The following is a 21,525-nucleotide window of genomic DNA, read 5'->3' as shown; positions in this document are numbered from 1 at the left end:
ACAATGTCTAAAAATAACATTACAAAGCCCTTAAAGGATGAGGGGTAAAGGAAGGTGTTATGGAAGAAGATGAAAAACTCATTAAAGGCACGGGCGGCATAGCCCTGGTAACCGGTGCATCATCAGGGATCGGGGCAGCCTTTGCACGCCGCCTTGCAGCCGCCGCGTCCGGTAAGGAACGCTATCGGGGCTTACCCTACTTTGATGAACTGTGGCTTGTAGCACGACGGGGAGACCGGTTATCTGCTCTGGCTGAAGAATTGCAGGCTGCCTACAGTACTAGGGATGATGAAAAAACCCTCATCATCCGTACCTTCAGTCTGGATTTAATAGCCCCGAATGCAATTGCGAGCCTGGCAGACAAGGCCCGTGAAAGGGGAAAACCACTTACCATTCTGATAAATAATGCGGGCTACGGCACCTATGGCCCCTTTACGGTCATCAATATGGACCGGCAATTGGGCCAGATCGATTTGAACTGCCGGGCTTTGACCGAATCCTGTTACCGTTTCTCGCCCTTCCTTACCAGAGGATCTCTTGTTATTAATATAGCGAGTCTTGCAGGTTTTGCACCCCTGGGAGGTTTTGCAGTATATGCTGCCACAAAGGCCTATGTCCTTTCCTTCTCCATAGGTATCGCAACCGAATGGGCTTCCCGGGGCATCCGGGTTCATGCCTTGTGTCCCGGATCAGTGGACAGCGAATTTGCTCAAGTTGCTTCTGAAGGGGTACGGCTCAAGGTAGCCCATGGATGGAGCGCCGATAAAACAACCACTTTTTGCCTAAAAAAAGCCTGTCAGGGCAAGGCTTACAGTATTCCTCGGTTGAATTGGAAACTTCAGCGATGGGCCAGTATCTTAGTAGGACCGGTGAACAGTGCCCGCTTTGCCAACAAGTTTCTTGTCCGGCCCTATAAAGAGCCGGACCAAACTCTAGAGCTCACAAAGTAATAAAAGCAATAATTGATAAAAGCTGGGGAATTCATCAGCTGCAGCAGGACGGCCGCTTACGACGTACAAAACGAATAATCCGAAATAGCACAAACAGTGCTGCTGCGGCAAGAGCGGCCCCTACTCCAAGAACATCAAACCAATTCATAAAAGTACCCCACTCAATAGACCAAGCTGGTAAATTACAAAGCTTAATAACCAGCCAAACACAACCAGTGAAACTACCGAGAAAGCCCACCAGGACCAGCCAAGCTCAGCTCGTATGGTTGCCTGGGCAGCAAAACAGGGCGGAATAACCAATACAAAAAGCATGAGCACAAAGGCTACGAGGGGATTCCAGACAGGATCTTGCTGAAGGGCAGCGTGGAGACTTTCCGATTCTTCAGTCTCCTCCTGTCCAACCCCATACAAAATACCCAGGGTGGAAACAATCACCTCTTTAGCTGCAAAACCGGTTACCATGGCGACGGAGATTTTCCAGTCAAAGCCCAAGGGCTTAAAGACTGGTTCCATGAACCGGCCTATCTGGCCGGCAAAACTATGAGCCAAGCGGTATTCTGATTCCTGCACCGCAAGGTAGGCTTCTATAGTTTCCGAATCAGCTTCAGGATGGGAAGCCACAAAGGCCTGTTCAAGGTTCTGACGCTGTGCTTCAGATAGGGACTTTGCAGGGAACGTAGTGATTGCCCAGATGAGGATAGAAGCGGCTAAAATAACGGTTCCAGCTTTCTTTGCATACTGCCAGGTTTTATCCCACACATGCCAGAGGATACCCTGGGGGGTGGGGGCTCGATAGGGCGGTAGTTCCAACACAAAGGGTGTTGGATCCCCCCGTAATATGGTCCGATTCAGAACAAAGGCAGCAAATAAGGAAAGGACCACACCAATTACATAAATAGCCATAACCGCAAGGGCTGGATTATTCGGGAAAAAGGCCGCCGCCAGCAACACATAAACCGGCAGTTTTGCACCACAGCTGATAAAGGGGATGACAAGGATGGTGAGAATCCGATCTCTGCGGCTTTTTAAGGTCCGGGCAGCCATTATAGCAGGCACAGAACAGCCAAACCCGAGCATCATGGGAAATATGGATTGCCCATGGAGCCCAAAGGTATGCAGGAGCTTATCCGTTGCAAAGGCAGCCCGGGACATATAGCCGATATCTTCCAAAATCGAAAGCAGGAAGAAGAGAATGACTATCAGGGGAACAAAGGATAGTACTCCGCCGACACCAGCGATTACCCCATCAATCAGGAGAGACTTAAAACCACCCTCAGGGAGTACATTGGAGAGTGTTGCCGAAAGCCAGCTAAAAAAGCCCTCGAGCCAGAGCATCGGATATTCACCCAGGGTAAAGGTAATCTGGAAAACACCCCATAAAATCAACACAAAGATTGGGAGTGAAAGTACCGGATGCATGATAACCCGATCGATGGCTTCGGTGATACTGAAGTCGGGCTTTTTAATTATCTTGATACATTCCTTTACCGCACCACGGATATAGCCGTAGCGCTGTTCAGAAATAACAATCTCATTATCCTTGCCGTAATGTTTTTCCAGCCAGTTGATAGACGACCGGGCTTCCGTAGCAATTAGTTCAGCTTGAGAGTGTACCTTAAGTCGTTCATAGGCATTGGTATCCTTTTCTAACAGTTTAACCGCAAGCCAACGAGGGGGGAATTTTGCCGCAAACTCAGTATCCTGGTTAATAAGGCTTTGCAGACGCTGAAGCTTTTCTTCCAATTCAGTTCCATAGCGGATACAGCGGTCCACTGGTTTCTGGTTTTCCTGAATTTCATCAATCGTATCTAAAAGCTCATCGACACCGGTTCCCCGGGAACCTACAGTTTTTACCATGGGAATCCCTAATATTTTTGAGAGCTCCGCCGAATCTACTCGAATACCTTTCTCCTCCGCTTCATCGGTCATATTGAGGGCACCTATGACCGGGATGCCCAATTCTTGGAACTGCAGACAAAGATACAGATGACGTTCTAGATTCGTAGAATCGAGTACATCTATAATTAGATCAGGTTTTTCATCAAGCAGGAAATCCCTGGCTACTACCTCATCGATGGAATAAGCGGTGAGACTATAAATTCCAGGCAGGTCAATAAAGTGATATTCCTTGTCTCCCCGAATGCGCTGGCCTTCTTTTTTTTCAACCGTTACTCCCGGATAGTTCCCGACCTTATGATGGGAACCGGTGAGCGCATTAAAGAGTGTCGTTTTACCTGAATTGGGGTTTCCCGCCAGAGCTATTCGTAGTTTTTTCCGGTTCATTATTGGTTATCCTCTCATGTTTGTAGTGTCCTGATTTTCATCAGCTGGCTCATTAGATCTCTCTGTCCGAAACCTTTTCACTTTACCATCAGAGTCTTCACAGTCACCTTGACCAAAGCCAAACCTTCCATGACGACCTCTACCACTAAAACCCCTTCCTCTTCCAAAGCGGTTAAAGTGACCAAAATAACGATGTGCATCCTCTGCTGCAGTCCAGTCGCCAACAGGCTCTACTTCTATACCTGCTGCCTCAGTACGACGAATAAGCACGTCATAACCCCGGATGCGAACCTGAAGTGGCCCGCGGAACATACCTCCCCGAACCACTGCACCTTCAGCTCCCTCAGTAAAACCCATATCGACAAGACGTTTTCCCACCTCTTTGCCGATGGTAACCCGAAGTACCCTAAAAGACGCCCCATTAGGAGCATCAGATAAATACATAACAACCTCCATCCCACCAGAGGGTATTATGGAGACTAATAATACTATGTGTTATACAGTCTCCAGAAACTTGCACAATGTTAGAATTCGCTAACATTGCGCTTAAAAAAACCAATACCTCTTGGCATTATTTGTTAGTAATATATAACATATTTCCAAGATGGTCAACAACCTAAGATACTACCACTAATTTTTTATAGTTATATGCGATGAAAATCAACCATGATAGGCAAATGGTCGCTAACACCGCTACCAGTACGGGGATTAAAGCTGTTAGGATACCCTGCCTCATTGCTAAAAGGAGTATAATCAATTACTGAAAACGCTGTGTATTCCCAGCCTATTCCGTTAAAAAACCCCGGAGACAACAAAATATGGTCGATGCTTTCCCAGGTACCATGGTAAGCATAGGACCCATTCCAGACAACAGTATACCAAGGACTATAGAGGGTGACAGGTCCTGAATCTGGTATTGATACCATTGAGGGAGAACCGGTCAGAATGATGAATGAACAGGGGCGAGTAGCTATACTATTGAACCTATTAGTATTGGTTTCATGGTTAGCCTCTGAGGAAACTTCCGCAACAGCACTTGCACCTGTAGGCATAAGAGCTGTAATAAAACGAGATCCCTGACGGGCATATTCATCTGCATTTTCATTCAGATCTCCGACAACTAAAATGAGTGGTTGGACATTCGTATATTCACTTGCAAGTTCTACGATACGGCGGTTCACAAGCTGAGCGCTGGCCCGTCGCAGTGCTTCCGTATCTTCAGGGTCGCCCAGTTTTGATTTCCAGTGACATACAAAAAGATGCAATCGTTCCTGAGACTCCTTAGAAAGCTCGATTTCTGCTTCCAGCATAGGCCGGGGAGTACTGTAGCTAGCGGTTTGCATAGAATGGGTCTTTGTTGCAATAATAGGAAAGCGGCTGAGGAGCCCCAGACCAAGGGAGGCACCGGGATTCGCTGCGAAAGCACTGTAGGTATATTTGAACTGAGCGAAGGGCCCGGAACGGAGGTCCTCAACTACTGCGGCATTCTCCACTTCGATGAGTGCGAAGATATCTGGTCCATGCTCGGCTCCCTTGGTCTGGGGCTCAGGCCATTTTGACAGAACATTCCCCAGATTTTGGAGCCGTTTTTTATAGGACACCTCATTCCAGGATGCCTTTAATCGGTAATCAGCATATTCAGTCCCTATCTCCTGGCCGTCAAAAAAAGCCTGGAGATTCCAGGTCGCCAGACTAAAATGAGTTGGCAGCTTTTTCCCCGAAAAGGGGTTTTCACATCCGGCACAGCTAAAAAAGAATGAGGGCAGAAGCAGAATCCAGAGCAAAGGCCTCAAGCGGCGCTGGATATACATCAACCTAAAGCAAAAAGACCGTACCATGGAAGTCCTCCTTCCACAGTACGGTCAACAAACAGGAGGCTGCTTTAGTATACCGCCGATTTCTGGAACGGATCGGGTTTTCAGCCCCGGCTCTTTTGACAGGTTTAGCCGACTGTTACCAGAATCTGTACGGTAGAACCCGGGGATGCCGCTCGAACCATCGTACCGGCCTGAAGACTGCCGTTAACACTGAGCTGTATGGGGCCGTCATTCTTACGGTTTTCCACTGTAATATGGTAATGGGCTCCTCGGAAATACCGTTGGATTACCGCATGTTTTACATGGGACGGCAGACGGGGTTCGATGATGAGCCCGTCGAAGGCCGGGCGAACCCCGACAATCCATTGGGAAAGGGCTACAAAGTTCCATGCGGCAGTTCCGGTGAGCCATGAGTTTTTCGCTTCACCATGGCGTCGGCTCCCCTTTCCGGCAATCATCTGGGAATAGACATAGGGTTCCATCCGATGCAGCTCTGAGATTTCTTCCCGGTAGGCGGGAGCGATTTTTTTCCAGTACTCAAAAGCCCGGTCTGGCCGGCCGATACGCACTTCGCCAATCATGACCCAGGGATTATTGTGGCAGAAAATGCCACCGTTTTCCTTGTACCCCGGCGGATAGGACGAAACCTCTCCCAGTTCCAGGTGATATTCCTTATAGGGTGGGTCAAGTATCACAATACCGTGGGGGGTGTCCAAGTGTTTGGCAACTGAGTCCAGTGCCTGTTTCGGGTATCCCCGGTCATTGCCCACGAGGGCCATGGCACCGAAGCCCTGGGTTTCGATAAAGATTTTACCGTCCTCACATTCAGCGGAACCAACCTTACGGCTTGCATCATCATAGGCCCGGAGGAACCACAGACCATCCCAGCCATGGGCAAGAATGGCTGTTTCCATGGTGCGGGCAGCGGTTTCCGCAGCCCTGGCTTCCTCATGGTCCCCCAGGCGTTTACAGATTTCGATATAGTCAGGGGCGGCATAGAGAAACATCTGAGCAATCAGAATGGATTCAGCGGTTTTTCCGTCCTTATTCGTACTGGTTTGGAAAGAATCATTGGGGTCTGTGGAAAAACAGTTCAGATTCAGACAGTCATTCCAGTCTGCCCGGCCAATGAGGGGCAGGCCATGGGGCCCCAGATTATTGGTTACATGGTGAAAGGACCGTTTCAGGTGCTCAAAGAGACTTGCGGTATTTGCAGGGTTATTATCAAAGGGTACCGATTCTTTGAGGAAATCCCAGTCGCCGGTTTCTTTAAGATATCCTGCTACTCCAATGATAAGCCACAAGGGGTCATCATTAAAGTTGCCGCCAATGTCCGCATTACCCCGTTTGGTGAGGGGCTGGAACTGATGATAAGCTCCGCCATCGGGGAATTGGGTTGATGCGACATCAAAGAGCCGTTCCCGGGCTTTTTCCGGCATGAGATGGACAAAGCCAAGCATATCCTGACAGGTGTCCCGGAACCCGATTCCCCGGCCGATACCGCTTTCGAAATAGGAGGCACTGCGGGCCATGTTGTAGGTAACCACACACTGGTACTGGTTCCAGATGTTTGCCATCCGGTCCAGCTTTTCGTCCCCGCTGGAAATGGAAAAATGGGAGAGTTTTTCATCCCAGAACCGGGTAAGTTCATCCCAAGCTGCCTGGAATGCACCGGGGTCAGAAAAACGGTTTTGGAGTGTACGGGCTTTTTCTTTGTTTACAATCCCTGGTTTTTCCCATTTTGCATGTTGGGGGTTTTCGATATAGCCGAGCATAAAGACTGCCCGTTTTTTTTCACCAGGCTGAAGGGTCCATTCGATGCGATGGCTTGCCACCGGAGACCAGCCGTCAGCTATGGAATTCCAGCTTGCCCCCTGAAGCACCGCCGCAGGCCGGGTAAAGTCACCGTCCCGACCGATAAAGGCATCCCGGTCTGAATCGAACCCGGCAATGGCCGCATCGGTCCAGAAAAAGGCATAGTGGTTTCGCCGCTCTCGATATTCCGTAACATGATAAATTGCTGAGCCCTCAACCTCTACCTGTCCGGTGGAAAGGTTCCGCTGAAAATTGGTAAAGTCGTCCAGGGCATTCCAGAGGCAAAACTCTACAAAGGAATGGATGCAGACCGCTTTCTCTTCCTTGCTGGTGTTCTCAAGGACCAGTTCCTGGAGTTCCGCATTGGTTCCTATGGGCACCAGGTACCGGACTGTTGCCCGAAGCCCGTTTTTTTCACCGATAATCGTAGTGCGGCCGAGACCATGACGGCATTCATAAAAATCGAGTTCGGTCTTTGTCGGCTTCCAGCCGGGGTTCCAGGGTTCACCCTTCAGTTTTCCGAGACTCGCCCCCGATGAAAGGGCCCGTTCCTGAATATAGATGTACCGGCCATTGCTGTCCTGGGGAACATCATTGTACCGGTACCGGGTAAGCCGCCTGAGCCGGGCATCCCGATAAAAGGAATATCCTCCGGCAGTGTTGGAAATAAGGGAAAAGAAACCATCAGTTCCCAGATAGTTTATCCAGGGATGGGGAGTCCGGGGAGTGTTGATAACATATTCCCGAGAAGTATCATTAAAATTTCCGAAACGCATACACCTATCCTTTAACGGCCCCGGCAACAACACCCTGGGTTAACCGTTTGTTAAAGATGAAATACACAATCATAACCGGCAATACTGCGATTACCAGGGCAGCTAACTGCCACCCAAGCTGGGTACTCGTGAGGCTTGAGAATGAATAGACTCCAACAGGGAGAGATTTCGTAAGCTCAGAACTTGCGATTACCAGAACAAGCAGGAACTCATTCCAGATACCCAGGGAACTTATGATGGAAATAGTAGTAATGACCGGGACCGTCATAGGGACAATGATACTGAAAAACATTTTGAAATAACTTGCCCCGTCGATAAAAGCGGACTCGATAAGACTGTCAGGAAGATCCCGGATAAACTGGGTAGTCAACATAACCGAGAGGGGGAGACCGAAGGCAGTATACACAAGGATGACCCCCAGATGGGTGTCGGTAAGCTTCATGTTAGAAAGCATCAGGAAGAGAGGGATGATTACCGAGTTGGTACTAATCAGATAGCCAAAGCCGATGAGCCCGGATATAAGCAGTGAAGCCTTTTTAAAAGCCATTTTGCTCAGCCCAAAGCCCGCCATCAACCCAAAAAGAACTATTAAGAAGGTTGAAATCCCCGAGTACAGCAAGCTGTTAATAAATTTGCCCGCCAGCTTTCCCCGTTCAAAGGCAGAACGGTAATTAAAGAAGACAGTCTTCCAGTGAATATCCCGCTGCATCTTTTTTGGTAGTTGAGAAACCCTGAGGGTATCGCCTGGTTTTAGATTTCGAATGTCTGGTGGCAGTTCATCCTTTACAAGGAAATGCACCATGAGCCGCAGGGTAGGTGCTATCGTGGTCGATTCAATGATGAGCCGCTCCCGGGGATCCTTTTCTGGATCATAGGGGAGTATGACGTTCAGTGTTTTAGGGATAACCACATATTCATCATCCTTATTTTCAAAGAGGGCCTTTGGTAAGGCATAAATATCCTTTACCAATTCTTCATTAGATTTAAAGGATGAGTACAGCATCCAGATGAGGGGAACCACTGTAATGAGGGTCCATGAAATAAATACAAGATAGGAAATAAAAGTCCCGATCACATGCTTTATTCTAAATGCCGGCGTGTTTGTTGCAGGTGCCATGTTAATATTCCTCCCCGGCATTAAGTTTCTTACCAATATAGTTGCTTAACAGAATGAGCAATACGCTGATAATGATGATGGCATTAGAAATGGCCGCTCCATAAGCGAATCTGGATGGATTGTTATAATCCTGGAATGCGGTCTGATACATAAATATGGGAAGAACCATCGCATTGTTTCGCTGAAGTCCCTGGGTAGTAATGGCGAATATCAAATCGAAGCCCCGGAGGGAGCCGGCTATGGCCAAAATACTCGAAACAAGAATAGTACCAGAGAGTACCGGTACGATTACCCTCGTAAATATCTGAAATTCGTTTGCCCCATCAATCTGGGCAGCTTCAATCATACCATTATCGATTTTTTGCAGGTTTGCAAGGAAAATAACCATATAGAGCCCGGTGTACATCCATATGAGTGCAAAACCAATAGGGTACATAATGGTATCAGCCTTGAGCATCAGATCGAACTGGGCCTGAGGATTCTGTGTGACAAGCTGTATCAGCCGGGCAACAGGGCCGTCGGCCTGGAACATCCGTTTCCAGAGAATACCGATAACGATGGTAGACAAGAAATTGGGCAAAAATACCATAGACTGGAAAAAACCAGAAGCTTTCACCATTCTTCGGTATAGAATATATGCCAATGCAAATCCGATGGGGATCTGGCCAAAGACCGAAACGGCAACCACGATAAGATTATTTTTTAAAGAATGCCAGAAATAGGGGTCCTGCAGCATCTTGCTATACTGTTCAAACCCGACAAAACTCCAGACCCCACCCTTATTGGGATTAAAATCGGTAAAGCTTAACCAAAAGGAGTACAATATCGGATATGCTACAATAAATAAAAATATAGCAGTAGCAGGACCAACCATACCTATATATGCAGGCAGGTATCTGCCGTTACGACCTCTCATGTCGCGCTCCTGTAATGTTATAAAGAAGGGGGTCCTGATGAGGCCCTGATCGGTACCCCAATCTCAAGGCAAACCCAGGATCCCCTATTTCGTACCTGCTATGCAGTATAGCCTTTATTTGCGCAGTAGTTTTTCTACCTCTGCTGCAACTTCAGCAGGAGTAGCGGTACCGGCTACAATCTTCTGCATACCCGCATTGAGGGCATCGTTAGGTGCACCGCCCAGGAAAGCATCGATAACATCGGTATTCTTGGCTTTCTGAGCCAAACCGACTTTCTGTTTTACAATGGTGGGCAGATCTTCTGGAACCTTGTAGTTCTTCAAGATAGGAGCAACAATTGCACCATCCCTGAGCCGCTGGGTAGTTTCTTCATAGCTGTAGAAGTACTTAAGGAATTTGAGCGCCGCATCGCGGACAGCGGGATCCTTTGCTCCAGCTTGAGTAATGCCATAGCCAACTTGAATTGCGGCAGCCACAGAACCGGTAGTTGCAGCCTTTTCTCCGGGCAGTTTTGGCCAAGCAAGCATCTTTGTCTTTTCGGCAACAGCGGGATCTATAGAACCCGCAGCCCACTGGCCTTGAATCATGAACAGAGCCTTTTTGTTGCTGAAATTGGAAATGTTAGCACCGTAATCTACCAGGACCGATTTGTCAGAAATGACTCCGTCTTTTACCATTTTTTGGAGCAGCGTAAGGGAATCGACAAAGGCCTGATCGGTAAACTTATATTTCCCAGCGACAGCCTTAGAAACCCAATTAGGATCCCCAGAAACACGGGCAATAATTGCGGACATAAGACAAGAGCCCCAGGCCCAACCATCGGCACCATCGATAGAAACTACATCGAGCCCTGCAGCCCGTGCCTTGGGAACCATGGCCACCAGGTCCTCATAGGTCTTAGGCTCGCTGAAGCCTAAGGACTTGACCAGCTCTTCGTTCATATATAAAACTGTTGTGATATTGCTGGTGCCGAGGGGAATTTCATAAATTTCTCCGTTGGGGCCCATTGGCGGGATAAGATTCAGGTCAAAGAAGTTTGCGTCGATATACGGGCGATGATCAAACTGTTGTTTCGCTTCCTTCCAAGGGGCACCCCAACGGGCATCAGCTCCCATGTAGGCCAGATGAGGAACATCACCAGCGGCCAGACGGGCGGCGACCTTCTGATGATAAGCCTCATCGTACAGCAGTTCATAATCAATTTTGATATTGGGATTTTCTTTCTCAAAAGCTTTGACAATCCGAACCCAGTTGACACCTTCCGAGTTGGAATTGTCCCCGTAGGCCATGGTTTTTACCACAACCTGTTTGGTCCCAGCCTGCCCGGATTGGGCCTGACCGCTGGCAAATACCATACCAGCCATAGCAAGGAATGCTACCAGGACAAATAGAGTCTTTTTCATACAAAGACCTCCTCTTTTATCTATGGTACGTTGGCGTTAGCCTCAGCACCGTCCTCCCCAACGGGGATTTTATTAAAAATCATGCCATAAGGGTCATGACTTTTTTCTTAAAGATGAAGGGCCAGTACCAGCGGGTCCTGTTCACCTTCTAAATCAACCGGCAAATGACTTGATGTAAAAATACGATACAGCAGCATCCCAGCAGCTCCATAAGAAACAGCCTTTTCACCCAGAGTAGAATAGGTCGATTCACAAGCCGGTGCTGAGGGATACATCCAGTTATGCCGGATTTCTTCTGTAAAAATGGCAGGAACATCCAAATTGCAGGCTTCGATATCTCCGCCAATAAAAACCTTATTGAGATTAAAGGTATTCACAAAGAGGGCAACATTCCTGGCTAATTCCCGGGTAAACCGTTCCAAAACATGGGGATTCCTGGTAACCGTTATTATTTCTTCATAGGGTATGGAAAACTGAGCCCGATTTCCTTCAGTCCAGTAGGCACTGCGGAATTCACCAGCGGTAAAATTAGTACCTGTATAGACTTTACTATCTATAACTATCCCAAACCCGACACCGACCCCACCATATTCTTGCAATGCGACATTCCCCGATCGGAACTGGACTAAGGTGAAAAGAAAGTTTTTAAGTCCATCAGCCTTATGAAAGGCCAGCTCTCCCCAGGCACAACAGTTTGCATCATTTCCAACGAGAAAGGGGATATGAGTTCGTTCAGCAATGGCCCCCATAAAATCCAGAGGGCTGGTAAGATGTAAGGGAATGGAATAATGAATAATGCCCCGCTCTGAATCGATAATACCGCCCATACCAACACCAACGCCAATCAGCCGTTCAGTGCCCCCCATCTCTTCTGCGAAGGTAAACGCTATTTCCAGCACATCCTTAATAAAGTGTTCCGAAGTAATGAGTTTTTCCGCGGTTTTAAACTGCAGGACTTCCCCTGCCAGGTTTACCGCTACTACCGAATAAGCCTCCACCTGCATTTCAATGCCGATGATGTAACCATAATCCTTGTTAATTGCCAGATGTATCGGCTTGCGCCCTCCAGCGGGTCCTGCTTGGCCTTCGGAAATCTCAGTTATGAGACCTAACTCCAAGAGTCTGTTAACCTGATGAGTAATAGTAGACCGTTCCAGATGAAGCCGCTCAGCAATTTCATAGCGGCTGATGAGGGGATTTTTCCAGATCGTGCGGATAATACGGGCCGCATTCCGCGCTTTTTCTGTCTGATCTATCCCATTCGATCGGGCCACCGTTCTACTCCTCGCTCAATATGTTGGGACGCTCACTGCAACTGTTGCTGCTAGAACACTTCGCCCCGCTCAGATTCTCCATCTTGTTGGTTGATTTTTGCAATCAACTATGGTATACTACCACTTGTTGATTCTGTCAAGAAAAATTTTTATATTTATGGCCCATCAGGTTGACAGCACATCAACATTAGCCAAAACGGGGAGGCAACCTATGTCACAAATTGATTTATCTGGAATGTGGACCTTGCGCTTAGATTCATCGGTACTGGGAAAGGTTTCCGTCCCCTGCAGTATTCCCGGAGACTGTCATAGTGCACTCCTCGCTGCAAACCTTATTCCCGATCCCTATTATGGTCAGAATGAACTAGAAGTACAATTTCTTAACCAGGAAGATTTTATTCTTGAACGGAACATAGAACTAAGCCCTGAGCAATTACAACAGGGCAGCCCCTATCTATACTTTGAATCTATCGATACGGTGACTGAAGTATTGGTAAACGGAAAACCAGTAACACAAACGAACAATATGTTTCATGCCCATGTTATAGATCTGGGGTGCACTCTTCAGTCAGGGACAAATACCATTCGCATCCATTTTCATGCTGCTGAAAAAGCGGCAGCTCAACGGGCACAACAACTCCCCTACCCGATTCCCCACAGTGTATACCCGGTCCAATCCTTACACCGCAACCAGATCCGCAAGGTCCAATGCCACAGCGGCTGGGACTGGGGGCCCTGTCTCATGGTATCCGGATTGTACGGTGCTTGCTATATTGATTTTGCCTCCCCTGGCAGAATTGACAATCTTTCTATTAGAACCATTCCAGCAGCGGACAATACCTGGGATATCCCGGTCACGCTGCGCTATACCATCCCCGGACCTGGAACTACTCAAGGTTCAGAAACAACTGGGGCTTCAGGGCCAAAGACAGCCAGCTTTAGCATCACCATGAACCTGCGGCTCAAAGACGGAGAAGGCAAAACAGTCCTGAAACAAACCACAGAACACAGGCTCCACGGCCCGGGAAACCATCAACTTGAAGCAATACTTTCTATTAAAAACCCAAAACTCTGGTGGCCCTCAGGGTATGGCGAACAGCACCTGTACACCCTGGAAGCCGCCGTCTGGTCCTCCGAAAAGAGCGGTACAGAGAGCATGACCGGGCAAGGTGATACAGTGCAGGAAACGGTACAGAAAACAGCAAGCCCAGGAACAGCCATACAGCAACGGGCAACCAAACGGATAGGTTTTCGGGATCTCAAGGTTATTACTGAGGATGATGAAATCGGCCGATCCATGACCTTCCAGGTGAATGGAAAAGCTATCTGGGCCAAGGGAGCCAACTGGATACCCTTGGATTCCCTTCCGAGCCGGCAGACCACCGACCGCTACCGCAACCTCCTGCACAGTATGGTTCAGGCAAACATGAACATGGTACGGGTCTGGGGCGGCGGCCAGTACGAGCGGGATGTGTTTTATGACCTCTGTGATGAGCTGGGTATTCTTGTCTGGCAGGATATGATGTTTTCCTGTTCCACCTATCCCGCAGATCCGGAGTTTCTGGAAACGGTCCGCAGGGAAATCCGTTTTCAGGTCCTGCGGCTTAAGGAACACCCGAGCATCGCCCTCTGGTGCGGCAACAATGAAAATGTGGGGGCCCTTACCTGGTACCCCGAAACGAGGGCTAACCGGGACCGGTACATTATCGATTATGACCGGCTCAACGAAGGGATTGTAGGAAAGACCATCCGCGAGCTCGACCCGGACCGGACCTGGTGGCCCAGTTCGCCCAGTGCAGGCCCCAATGACTTTTCCGACAACTGGCACTCCGACGGCAGGGGGGACATGCATTACTGGAGCGTCTGGCATGAGGGGAAACCCTTCGAAGCCTACTACGACGTTACCCCCCGCTTCTGCTCCGAATTCGGCTACCAGTCTTTCCCGTCAGAAGAAACAGTCGCGTCCTATTGTCCCGAAGACCAGCGGAATCTCACCTCCCCCGTCATGGAACATCACCAGAAAAACCCCAGGGGAAATTCCATCATTATCGAAAATTTCTCCCGCTATTTCCGCTTTCCCGAGGGCTTTGCAAACATGCTCTACCTGAGCCAGGTACAGCAAGCCCTGGCCATACAGACCGCGGTTGAATACTGGCGTAGCCGCCGGCCAATTTGTATGGGAGCCTTGTACTGGCAGTTAAACGACTGCTGGCCCGTCGCCTCCTGGTCATCCATAGAATACTCAGGCAAATGGAAGCTCCTGCACTATGCGGCCCGCCGCTTCTTTGCACCCATCGCTCTGGTTTCCTTTGTAAAGGACCAAAGCCTCCAGGTGCACCTCATTAACGACACGGACCGGAGCATTTCCGGCACCGTCACCCTTGCATTCATCAATTTTGCAGGAAAAACAGTTCAGGAAAACACCCTGCCCATACACAAGGCCGGTGAGGGATCCCACAAGGTGTGGGAATTGGACCTGAAGCGCCTGCCCTTCCCGGTGAACTCAGCCTTTTTCCGAGGGCTCCTTCATATTGATGAAGGGCCATCGGCATCCTGTGTCCGGCCCCCCCAGGAACCGGACAAAAGCCTGGAAACAGTTTGCTTTCTCGTTCCCCCGAAACAGTGCAACCTTGAACCGGCCCATATAAGGAGCCGTCTTTCCGTAGTTAAAAATTATCAGGGCGAGGCAGAACTCCTTTTACAGTTAAACACCGACCGGCCAGCCTTTTTTGTCAGTGTGGATATTCCGGGCATGAAGGGCCATTGGGAAGACAATCTTTTTACCCTCCTCCCGGGCACGACCAGGGCTATCAGGTTCATGTCCGAAGCAAGCGGAACCGAAGAAGGAGGAAGCCTCCCATCCATGGAATATGTCCAGGCTCATCTCAGGATCCAGCATCTGCGGGAGAGCTATCATTAAATTCCGTATAATATTGTTTGACAATACTATCTCTTTTGGATGAGTATATGGATATGTAAGGCAAATGGCGCTGAGGCGGCGCGAGGCGTAGATGAAGATAGCCTTGATTTGTATACATAATGTGTATATATTAGTTTTGGAGGCTTCTTATGATCAAGAAACTTATCCAGCATGGCAATAGTGCTGCGCTCGTTATTGATAAACCAATTATGGAGCTGCTTAACATATCATTTGATACACCCTTTGAAGTTACGACTGATGGCAGAAATCTCATTCTTTCCCCCCAAACAGTTGGCAATGAAGAAATTGATATAATGAAATCCCTTGAAAAAATTAACCAGAAATATAGCAATGCATTACGCCGCCTTGGGGAATGAAGGTGATACGATTTTTAACTCTTTCCGAGGTTCTTCTTATTTATGAAGATCAAGTAAGAAGATACGGAGGCGCTTATGGTGTACGGGACGTATCACTCCTCAGTTCTGCCATTTATGTTCCCCAAGCTACGTTTGAAAGGCAATACCTTCATAAATCAATTCCGGAAATGGCTGCAGCCTATGCGTATCATATATATGAGAATCATGCACTGATTGATGGAAACAAAAGAGTTGCCTTAGCCTCTGCACTAGTATTTTTAGATATCAATGGATTTGACTTTGAATGTTCTGAGGATGAAATCTATGAGATAATGATGAAAGTTGCCAGCGGTACTATGAATAAGACTGAATTAACAAAAAAGTTTGTCCAGTTCTCAAAGAAGAAAAATGATTAATGTTTTTTCCCCAGCCCCAGGTAATAGGTCTCGAAAGATTCGGAGCGGCAGGCTTCGGGCTTAAAACTGCGGGCTGTGGCAAAGAGGCTCCGCAGGCGTTTCAGCACTTCCGCCGTATCGCCGCCCTGAAACACCTTAACCACCAGGTTGCCGCCGCTGGCCAGGGCGGCCTCCGCATAGGAAACCACTTCCTCCACCAGGGCCAGGGACCGCAGGGTATCCACCGAACGGTTCCCCGTCGTCGCAGGGGCCACATCGCTCATCACCAGGTGATAGGGCCCCCGTTCAATAAGCTGGGCCCGGACCGCACTGTCCGTAATATCCCCCTGAATAAAGAAAAAATTATCCCCATCAAAAAGGCCCTTGTCATAGACCCGGGACAGGGGAGACAGGTCCACCGACACGAGGGAACCGAAGCGGCCCATGCGCCGTAAGGCATAGAGGCTCCAGCTTCCCGGGGCAGCCCCGATATCCAGGACCTTAAAAACCGGCCCCGCGGACAGCCCACCCTGAGCATTCCCCAGGCCTTTACCACCCTTACTGGCACCCTTAAAAAGACCGAACTTTTCATCCATCTCCTTTAACTTATACACCGAACGGGCTGGGTAGCCCTCTTTTTGCGCCTTCAGCGACCAGTAATCCAATGTATCGTAGGAACCCATAAGCAACTCCGATTTTTACGCCCTGCTACTTCCATCCAGGCCTTGGATAGATTACAGTACAGGTATGGACATACAATATACCGAGAGACTGCAAAAAATAGAAGCCGTTTTAGACCAGACCCTGCCCCGGACACCAGACGAAACCTGGGTTCGGATGACCTTTGGAGACCTGCCCAACATACCAGGCACCGAACTGGTTCAAGAACTGACAGCCCCCGGCCGGGACCTTATCGATCGGGGCGGCAAACGCTGGCGCCCCCTTCTTATGACATTAACCTGTGAAACCCTCGGCGGCGGCGACTCAGCCCTGAGCCTGGTTCCTCTCGTGGAATTTCCCCACAACGGAAGCCTGATACACGACGATATCGAAGACAGCTCCGACGAACGGAGGGGGAAACCGGCCATTCACATCCTCTATGGCCTTGACCGAGGGCTAAACGCAGGAAGTTTTCTCTATTTTGTAGGACTTACGGCCCTGCAAAACTGGGCCGCTCCGGCGGAACGGAAAAACACCGTAGCCCAATGCTGGGGACAGCACCTGAGACGGATCCATCTGGGCCAGGCCATGGACATCGCCTGGCACCGGAACTTTTCATCCCTCCCCAGTCTTGAAGAATACGACCTCATGTGCCGGATGAAAACCGGCGTCCTTGCCCGCATGGCTATCGAGCTTGGGGTCTACAGTGCGGGCCTTGCACAGGACATCCGAAAGGGAATTCATATTGATGCCCCTCTCGCAGAACCGGCGCCTGAGCTGGTCCGCCGGTTGGACGACGAAGCTCATCTCGCAGCAGCCCTGGGACAAGCCGCAGAAAACCTCGGGGTGGGTTTTCAGATTCTGGATGATGTTAAAAACCTCACTACCGGCAACCCGGGGAAAAAACGGGGTGACGATATTGTGGAAGGGAAAAAGAGCCTGCCGGTTATCCTCTTTTTACAGCAAAACCCCAGCCGTATCGAGTTTGTAAAGCGTTGTTTTTCCGCCGCCCGGGCCCAGGGGACGGGAGCAAGGGAAGTTGAGGAACTTATCGGAGAACTGGACCAGGCAGGGGTTATTGCCAAAGCCCGCGAGCGGGGCATGGAACTTATCGAACAGGCCATGCAAATTCTCGAAACCGGTGCCTTTATGAATTATCCGGTGCATCATGAGGCCCACAAGCTCCTTGTGAATTTTGTCTCCCTCCTTGGCTAAAGGGAGAAGGGAAAAAGACTATGTATACCCTCGTACGTGCTGAAATCTGGACCATTGCCCGAACCGATCAGGGCAATGCGGTACTCATCCGGCCCATCGGCTCGGAAATTGCGGTCCCCATTTTTATCGGACAGCTCGAAACCCAATCCATATTGATTGGCTTCGGCGACGTGACCATCCCCCGTCCCCTTACCCATGACCTGATGATTAGTTTGATTCAACGGCTCGGGGCGGAACTTCTGAGGATTGAGATTACCGACCTTAAGGACAGTACCTTCTATGCACGGCTTGTTTTCCAGTCCACCTTGATAGACGAGTCGGAGTTTACGCTGGACTGCCGGCCCTCGGATGCCCTGGCGCTGGCAGTGCGGCTCAAGTGTCCGGTCTACATCTCTGAGCAGGTGGTACAGGAGGCGGGGGTCTCGGTCAACCTCATCGTAGACGCCGCCACCGCCAGCGCCGAGCAAGACCTGCAGGGCTTTACCGATGAACAGGGAGAACACCCCAGACCTCAGGATCCTGGGGAGGAAGGCATAGAAGATGAATTGGCAAAGGACGGTATGCCCCTCTCTACCCCCCAGTCTGCTCAAGCCCAGAGCAAGGAAGCCCAGCGCCGAGCCCTGAAGGCAGAGCTCGAGCGGGCCGTAGCGGCCGAAGAATACGAACGGGCGGCTAAACTGCGGGATTTATTGGCATCCTTAGGAGATGAGTAAAACATTAGGGCCGCTAAAAGACAAGGAGGACCGGGGGTCTGGGTCCCTGGTCCTCCTTAATGAAAAAGGCTCTTTCTGGTAACTGGCTCCACCAACAAGTTCACCGCACCCCAGAACGTGCATGGAGGGTGTCCGGAGGACCGGACACCTACCATGCCTAGTCTGGCATGCCCCCTAAAGCCTAGGCGGCTTTAGGGGGAGGGATGAAGAGAGGTTTATAATTTATTAGGATCGATGGTTAATTCAATATCATTCCCAGTAGAATCAGCTACTGAGAAATTGCCCCCACTTGCATCACCAAGGACGAGATCCCAATCAGAATCATAGCGGCAAATTTTAAACTTTGCACCATCAGTGGACGTTCCCCATGAAGGAGCTTTACCATAGAAGGTTATTTCAAAGGTACCTGTGGCATCTACTGTACCAACCAAACCCTGGTCTGTGATGTCGGCGGCTTTAACATTCCAATTTGCTCCAATATTTGCTGTCGTTGATCCAATGGATTCTCCAGCAACTACAAATTTTTTGCCAATATCTGCAACTAACTCAACAATTTTAATTGTATACTTGCTGTAGGAATTTGTTGTAGGAGTTGCAGTAACCTGTATTGCAGCAGTATTGGTTGTATTTACATCTACATTTACCTTTATTGGCAAGGTATATGCAGGATACTCTTGGTCCCGTTCCATGGGGCAACCTAGGAAAGCAAGGCTCACCGCTACAGCCGCTAAAATTAACCATATCTTTTTCATACCGTGTTTCTCCTCATTGTTAGGATTAGAAATCCCAGCGCATACCAATACGGAAGGCCGCTAGACCAGCAAAATCACTCTGACCATCATCTGTTACATATCCGTCTAGCTTTAATGCTTCCTGACCATCACCAAAGTCTTTATAGGGATCCATATTATAGAGGACCTGACCATAAACGATTGGCTTCTGTGCAGCCTTTAGTTTCTTGGAAACACCCAGGAACATACCAAAGGGATAATCTGTATCGGCTACATCTTTATTTGCGGTTCGTAAACCAAGGCCAGTCTGTACAGAGAGGTCTTCAGGCAAGGTTACGGTGCCAATTAAGGTGTTAAAGAGGTAATTTGAATCATTATTATCAAAACCATAATACACCGTTACATCTTTAAACAAATCTGAAATATCGTTCATATTGAATTTCAAACCTGCTTCTGGTAAGGCAAACTGGCTTTTATCAGACCCATAGGTGAATTTATCTTTATCTGAAGTATTATATTTCAGTTTGCTATAAACCGATACTGAAGAAGGAATTCCGCTAAGCAGAGATTCAAGATTCACATCAAAACTGGGCTTAAAGAACAGTTGAGTGTTAGCTTTATCAACATAGGGCTTTTGATAAGCAGCAAGTTTATCATAATCAGTCAGAAGCGCCATATCAGCATAGGTTTCCATGGAAACTTTTACTGTAGACAATGGATTCACAAAACCATTGAGGAATATACGCTGAGTGTTTACATCACCAAGTTGATCACTAATATGGGTATGACCATCAGCATTCCCGTCCTCTACATACATCATGCTAGCCTGAGCACCACGATATCGGTAACCGACGGTGATTCCAGAATTAAGCGCGGTGTAATCAAACTGGATGTTTACTGCAGAATTATATAAGAAATCCTTACCCTCTTTTACACCGGATACATCACTGGAACTAGGATTGTACGCTATTTTATAGGTATCATTTACTTTTACAGATCCCCATACGTTGTACAGCATATTTGTTTTTAAGGTTAAAGGTCCGAATACACCCTTATAACCACCAATAAAATCTGCTTCATAAATGTCATCAAATATGGTATCGTAGGTTTTGTTAAATGCAGCATTATACTGGAAATCTACATAATGATCTCCCATTTGGGCATTTACAAAAGAATAGATACCATATTGGTTACCAGCACGATCTGCAGTCCGGTTAGGAGCAATGGTAGCATTAATAGTGATATCCCCAATTTTCTGTAAGGCAGAGCCAAGGCTAAACTCACTAAAACCACCAACCTCGCTGTAACCTGCTTCCCACTCATTATCAACTGTTGTCCAACTCACATTGGTATGGGGTGTTAATTTTGCATACTTATAACCAGTTAAGAAATTAACATAGGGACTGTTGAACCCAGCTTTGAAGTGTCCGAGATAAGTTCCAGCTTTTTTTTGACCACCATAGTAGTACAGGGGATCAAAGAAGGTATCCACCAGAAGATTTTTTAGTCCATCATCTGCATCAAGGCTGTCCTTTTTATAAATATTTTCGAAACCATCATTTTCAAATACGGCAACTTCGACATATATTGGTACATTCTTTACAGCCTCACCTGAAATCTTTGCGTAGGACTTCACACCAACACCAACGCTCTGAAGTTCCATATTTTTTGAGTCATATTTCCCCTGAACACCAATCATGCTCCAAGTTCCGAACTTAAGACCGCTCTGGCTGGCCATGAGTTTTTCCAGGGCTGCGCTGTCGCCGGAGGCCTTAGCCTTTTCTACAGCAACGAGCTTGGCCACATCGACAATGCCGTTAAAGCCGCCGAAGCCGTCATCGGTCTTATCGGGGGACTTGGAATCGAAGAGCCAGGTGCCATCTACAATAAACTTGTACTTAAGGGTGGTAGCCATGGGGAAGGTCTTCTTAAGCTCAAAACCATTGTCGGTTTTGGTCATGGGAAGAGCCCCATTCTGCCAATCAGTAAAGTCGCCAGCTACAACAACTTCTTTTCCGGCGCCTTTGTACAGGAAAGTAACTTCTACGTTACCGTCACCAAGATCTTTCACGGTTACATCGGCGAAAAGTGCTCCGCCGAGAACCAGGAAAGCCGCGATGAAAGAGAGCATCTTTTTCATCATAATTCCTCCATTTGATTTAAATCGGTTTAACTGAACCGGT

The 21,525-nt window shown here is 48.5% G+C and carries 17 protein-coding genes; 6 read left to right on the top strand and 11 right to left on the bottom strand.

Going from position 1 to position 21,525, the window contains the following annotated elements:
* Positions 1-59 precede the first annotated feature (59 nt).
* Positions 60-950 carry an SDR family NAD(P)-dependent oxidoreductase gene (locus tag SPICA_RS01815; protein ID WP_013967836.1) on the top strand — a complete coding sequence of 297 codons (891 nt, stop codon included), beginning with the start codon at positions 60-62 and terminating at the stop codon, positions 948-950.
* Positions 951-1,094: 144 nt separating this feature from the next.
* Here SPICA_RS01815 and feoB read toward each other — a convergent pair whose 3' ends face one another.
* The 8 genes from feoB to SPICA_RS01775 form a co-directional block, all read right to left on the bottom strand.
* A complete protein-coding gene (gene feoB, locus SPICA_RS01810) occupies positions 1,095-3,233 on the bottom strand; it encodes a ferrous iron transport protein B (RefSeq protein ID WP_013967835.1) in 2,139 nt (712 codons plus the stop codon).
* 6 nt (positions 3,234-3,239) lie between these two features.
* Positions 3,240-3,677, bottom strand: a complete 438-nt coding sequence (locus tag SPICA_RS14600; RefSeq protein WP_013967834.1) for a FeoA family protein — start codon at positions 3,675-3,677, stop codon at positions 3,240-3,242.
* A gap of 200 nt (positions 3,678-3,877) precedes the next feature.
* Positions 3,878-5,071, bottom strand: coding sequence for an endonuclease/exonuclease/phosphatase family protein (locus SPICA_RS01800; protein WP_013967833.1), 1,194 nt, complete (start codon positions 5,069-5,071; stop codon positions 3,878-3,880).
* Positions 5,072-5,175: 104 nt separating this feature from the next.
* Positions 5,176-7,641: a glycoside hydrolase family 94 protein gene (locus SPICA_RS01795; RefSeq protein WP_013967832.1), complete on the bottom strand. Its 2,466-nt coding sequence runs from the start codon at positions 7,639-7,641 to the stop codon at positions 5,176-5,178.
* Positions 7,642-7,645: 4 nt separating this feature from the next.
* Complete coding sequence (locus SPICA_RS01790; RefSeq protein ID WP_013967831.1) at positions 7,646-8,758, bottom strand: carbohydrate ABC transporter permease; 1,113 nt, start codon at positions 8,756-8,758, stop codon at positions 7,646-7,648.
* Between the two features lies 1 nt (position 8,759).
* The gene (locus SPICA_RS01785; RefSeq protein ID WP_013967830.1) at positions 8,760-9,674 is read right to left on the bottom strand and encodes a carbohydrate ABC transporter permease; all 915 of its coding nucleotides are present in this window, start codon (positions 9,672-9,674) and stop codon (positions 8,760-8,762) included.
* A 114-nt stretch (positions 9,675-9,788) separates the two neighbouring features.
* The gene (locus tag SPICA_RS01780; protein WP_013967829.1) at positions 9,789-11,078 is read right to left on the bottom strand and encodes an ABC transporter substrate-binding protein; all 1,290 of its coding nucleotides are present in this window, start codon (positions 11,076-11,078) and stop codon (positions 9,789-9,791) included.
* A gap of 107 nt (positions 11,079-11,185) precedes the next feature.
* On the bottom strand, positions 11,186-12,352 hold the full coding sequence (locus SPICA_RS01775; protein ID WP_013967828.1) for an ROK family transcriptional regulator: 1,167 nt from the start codon (positions 12,350-12,352) through the stop codon (positions 11,186-11,188).
* Positions 12,353-12,563: 211 nt separating this feature from the next.
* Between SPICA_RS01775 and SPICA_RS01770 the strand changes: the two genes are divergently transcribed.
* The 3 genes from SPICA_RS01770 (at position 12,564) to SPICA_RS01760 (ending at position 16,044) form a co-directional block, all read left to right on the top strand.
* Positions 12,564-15,272 (top strand): beta-mannosidase, encoded by a 2,709-nt coding sequence (locus SPICA_RS01770; protein ID WP_013967827.1) that lies wholly within the window; start codon positions 12,564-12,566, stop codon positions 15,270-15,272.
* Positions 15,273-15,421: 149 nt separating this feature from the next.
* The gene (locus tag SPICA_RS01765; protein ID WP_013967826.1) at positions 15,422-15,649 is read left to right on the top strand and encodes an AbrB/MazE/SpoVT family DNA-binding domain-containing protein; all 228 of its coding nucleotides are present in this window, start codon (positions 15,422-15,424) and stop codon (positions 15,647-15,649) included.
* Positions 15,646-16,044, top strand: a complete 399-nt coding sequence (locus SPICA_RS01760; RefSeq protein WP_013967825.1) for a type II toxin-antitoxin system death-on-curing family toxin — start codon at positions 15,646-15,648, stop codon at positions 16,042-16,044. Before SPICA_RS01765 ends, SPICA_RS01760 begins: the two co-directional genes overlap by 4 nt.
* On the opposite strand, the gene SPICA_RS01755 is transcribed toward SPICA_RS01760, so the two are convergent.
* Entirely contained in the window at positions 16,041-16,706 is a 666-nt protein-coding gene (locus tag SPICA_RS01755) for an SAM-dependent methyltransferase (RefSeq protein ID WP_013967824.1), read from the bottom strand. The two genes, SPICA_RS01760 and SPICA_RS01755, sit on opposite strands and share 4 nt — an antisense overlap.
* A 64-nt stretch (positions 16,707-16,770) precedes the next feature.
* Here SPICA_RS01755 and SPICA_RS01750 point away from each other — a divergent pair, with 64 nt between their 5' ends.
* Positions 16,771-17,898, top strand: coding sequence for a polyprenyl synthetase family protein (locus SPICA_RS01750; RefSeq protein ID WP_013967823.1), 1,128 nt, complete (start codon positions 16,771-16,773; stop codon positions 17,896-17,898).
* A 20-nt stretch (positions 17,899-17,918) separates the two neighbouring features.
* Positions 17,919-18,611, top strand: a complete 693-nt coding sequence (locus SPICA_RS01745; protein ID WP_013967822.1) for a bifunctional nuclease family protein — start codon at positions 17,919-17,921, stop codon at positions 18,609-18,611.
* Between the two features lie 215 nt (positions 18,612-18,826).
* On the opposite strand, the gene SPICA_RS01740 is transcribed toward SPICA_RS01745, so the two are convergent.
* Both SPICA_RS01740 and SPICA_RS01735 read right to left on the bottom strand, forming a co-directional pair.
* Positions 18,827-19,363 carry a hypothetical protein gene (locus tag SPICA_RS01740; protein ID WP_013967821.1) on the bottom strand — a complete coding sequence of 179 codons (537 nt, stop codon included), beginning with the start codon at positions 19,361-19,363 and terminating at the stop codon, positions 18,827-18,829.
* Positions 19,364-19,388: 25 nt separating this feature from the next.
* On the bottom strand, positions 19,389-21,485 hold the full coding sequence (locus SPICA_RS01735; protein ID WP_237255893.1) for a glycogen-binding domain-containing protein: 2,097 nt from the start codon (positions 21,483-21,485) through the stop codon (positions 19,389-19,391).
* Positions 21,486-21,525 lie beyond the last annotated feature (40 nt).

Origin of the sequence: Gracilinema caldarium DSM 7334, from assembly GCF_000219725.1 — a bacterium.
In the GTDB taxonomy this organism is placed as follows: Bacteria; Spirochaetota; Spirochaetia; order Treponematales; family Breznakiellaceae; genus Gracilinema; species Gracilinema caldarium.
This window is presented reverse-complemented; position numbering and strand designations above follow the sequence as displayed.

What these genes read in the sequence shown, in the direction of transcription:
- SPICA_RS01815 (WP_013967836.1), top strand. Translation starts at nt 60, where the DNA reads ATGGAAGAAGATGAAAAACTCATTAAAGGCACGGGCGGCATAGCCCTG.
- feoB (WP_013967835.1), bottom strand. Translation starts at nt 3,233, where the DNA reads ATGAACCGGAAAAAACTACGAATAGCTCTGGCGGGAAACCCCAATTCA.
- SPICA_RS14600 (WP_013967834.1), bottom strand. Translation starts at nt 3,677, where the DNA reads ATGTATTTATCTGATGCTCCTAATGGGGCGTCTTTTAGGGTACTTCGG.
- SPICA_RS01800 (WP_013967833.1), bottom strand. Translation starts at nt 5,071, where the DNA reads ATGGTACGGTCTTTTTGCTTTAGGTTGATGTATATCCAGCGCCGCTTG.
- SPICA_RS01795 (WP_013967832.1), bottom strand. Translation starts at nt 7,641, where the DNA reads ATGCGTTTCGGAAATTTTAATGATACTTCTCGGGAATATGTTATCAAC.
- SPICA_RS01790 (WP_013967831.1), bottom strand. Translation starts at nt 8,758, where the DNA reads ATGGCACCTGCAACAAACACGCCGGCATTTAGAATAAAGCATGTGATC.
- SPICA_RS01785 (WP_013967830.1), bottom strand. Translation starts at nt 9,674, where the DNA reads ATGAGAGGTCGTAACGGCAGATACCTGCCTGCATATATAGGTATGGTT.
- SPICA_RS01780 (WP_013967829.1), bottom strand. Translation starts at nt 11,078, where the DNA reads ATGAAAAAGACTCTATTTGTCCTGGTAGCATTCCTTGCTATGGCTGGT.
- SPICA_RS01770 (WP_013967827.1), top strand. Translation starts at nt 12,564, where the DNA reads ATGTCACAAATTGATTTATCTGGAATGTGGACCTTGCGCTTAGATTCA.
- SPICA_RS01765 (WP_013967826.1), top strand. Translation starts at nt 15,422, where the DNA reads ATGATCAAGAAACTTATCCAGCATGGCAATAGTGCTGCGCTCGTTATT.
- SPICA_RS01760 (WP_013967825.1), top strand. Translation starts at nt 15,646, where the DNA reads ATGAAGGTGATACGATTTTTAACTCTTTCCGAGGTTCTTCTTATTTAT.
- SPICA_RS01755 (WP_013967824.1), bottom strand. Translation starts at nt 16,706, where the DNA reads ATGGGTTCCTACGATACATTGGATTACTGGTCGCTGAAGGCGCAAAAA.
- SPICA_RS01750 (WP_013967823.1), top strand. Translation starts at nt 16,771, where the DNA reads ATGGACATACAATATACCGAGAGACTGCAAAAAATAGAAGCCGTTTTA.
- SPICA_RS01745 (WP_013967822.1), top strand. Translation starts at nt 17,919, where the DNA reads ATGTATACCCTCGTACGTGCTGAAATCTGGACCATTGCCCGAACCGAT.
- SPICA_RS01740 (WP_013967821.1), bottom strand. Translation starts at nt 19,363, where the DNA reads ATGAAAAAGATATGGTTAATTTTAGCGGCTGTAGCGGTGAGCCTTGCT.
- SPICA_RS01735 (WP_237255893.1), bottom strand. Translation starts at nt 21,485, where the DNA reads ATGATGAAAAAGATGCTCTCTTTCATCGCGGCTTTCCTGGTTCTCGGC.